This window comes from Streptomyces phytophilus (genome assembly GCF_013870535.1).
Lineage (GTDB): Bacteria > Actinomycetota > Actinomycetes > Streptomycetales > Streptomycetaceae > Streptomyces > Streptomyces phytophilus.
The window spans coordinates 1-1,792 of sequence record NZ_JACBXC010001214.1; the positions used below are offsets into that span (position 1 = coordinate 1).

The window sequence follows — 1,792 nt, forward strand, 5'->3', positions numbered from 1 at the left end:
GGCGTTGCCGCCCGTGGTGGTGCGGGCGTCGGGGCGACGGTTCTTTTCGGAGTCCGCGCGCGCGGACATGCGTCGGTGAGAGCGGGCCACAGCCTGCCGTCCTTCCGGGAAGAAGTGCGTTCCTGGACTGGCGGATGGCCCTGGCCGGACAGCGCGACGTCGGCCCACGGCGGGGCACGCGTGCGTGACGGGAAAAGCCCGGCGGGCGCGCTCAAAGCGCGCGGATCGCGGGGGCTGCGACGGAGTCGCTCAGCGGGAGTGCCGTCCCGGGCTGCCGGTCAGGGCGCCGGGACCACGCGGGGGCGATACGGCATGAGGGCGAAGAACCCGCGCCGCAGACCTGCGTGGCCACCGGTGCACAGACGGGTCAGCCCGCCGGCGCCCGCGAAGCAGCAGCCTGCCACGGCGTCTCCTTGTTCCCGGATGCACTTCCGCACCCACCCTAACCGCCCGCTCCCCACCCGTGCACACGGGTTTCCGCCCCCGGCCGCGCACGCTCGGTGCAGGGGCTGCTACGCTCCCGCCTGGGCCGGACCCGGGAGCGAGATGACCACCGCTGCCTTTCCCACTTCCCTGCACCGCACGGTGCTGGAGGTGGTGCTGACCGAACTGCGCGCGGACCCCGACGTCCGCGGCGTTCTGCTGTCCGGATCGCTCGCCCGCGGCACCGCCCGCCCCGACTCCGACCTCGACGTGCTGGTGGTCACCGCCCTCGACCCCGTGCGCCAGGCCCCCTGGCGCACGCGGCGCCGCCCGCTGCCCGTCGACCTGCTGCCCCGCACCGCCGAGCAGTGGCGCTCGTGCTTCGCCCCGCACCGGGTCGGCGACGAGTCCTGGGGCTACGCCTTCCTCGACGGCGTCCCCCTGCACGACCCCGACGGTGTCGTGGCCCGGCTCATGGCCGACGCCGCGACCATCCACGCCGGCTACCGCACCCCCGCACCCGTCAGGGCTCACTACGCCGAGCTCTGGGCGCACGTCGTACCCAAGATGCAGGCCGTGCGCCAGCGCGGCGACCCCGTGGAGACGGGGTGGGCGGCGGCCGTCATGACCAACGAGCTGATCCGCACCCTGTGGGCGGCCAACGACCTGCCCAACCCCTCCCTCGACCTCGGCACGTGCCAGCGCCACCTGGACGACCTCAAGGCCCCCACCGGCGCCACCGACTTGATGCGCGCCGTGCTGCGCGCCGCCCCGCGGGACGCGCTGCGGCTGCAGTTGGAGCTGGTGGCGGACGTCCTGCCGCTGCTCGCCGCGCCCGCCGCCGGGCCCCCGCCGCCGGGCGCGAAGGGCGGAGCATACCGGTAGCGGGGCCGCCGGGGCGGGACGAACGCGCTCCGGTTTCGCCACGCCCGTGCGGCAGTGCAAGCTCCCCCCTATGGCATCCGCATCCCCCTGGCGCGTGCCCGCCTTCCGACGGCTGTACGCCGCCACCGCCGCCGACCAGATCGGCATCCAGGTCGGCCACTTGGCCCTCCCGCTGGTGGCGCTCGGTCTCGGCGCGAGCCCCGGTCAGATCGGCCTGCTGGCCGCCCTCGGCACCTCGGCGTACCTGCTGATCGGCCTGCCCTCCGGGGTGTGGGTCGACCGGCTCGGCTGCGTCCCGGTGCTGGTGTCCGCCGCCCTGGCGCGGGTGGTGCTGCTCACCGCCGTGCCGCTGGCCTGGTGGTTCGGCGCGCTCACGCTGCCGCACCTGTACGCGGCCGTGCTGCTGACGGGCTGCGCCACGGTCTTCTTCGACGTCGCCTCGCACAGCTGCCTGCCCGCCGTGGTGGGCCGTGAGGCGCTGGTG

Annotated in this window: 1 protein-coding gene and 1 pseudogene; both read left to right on the forward strand. The window is 75.3% G+C overall.

Annotated elements, in window-relative coordinates:
- Window positions 1-546: 546 nt before the first annotated feature.
- Window positions 547-1,308, forward strand: coding sequence for a nucleotidyltransferase domain-containing protein (locus H5J30_RS30885; protein WP_181790793.1), 762 nt, complete (start codon window positions 547-549; stop codon window positions 1,306-1,308).
- A 70-nt stretch (window positions 1,309-1,378) separates the two neighbouring features.
- Window positions 1,379-1,792 (forward strand): annotated as a pseudogene (locus tag H5J30_RS30890) (MFS transporter); the annotation flags it as partial.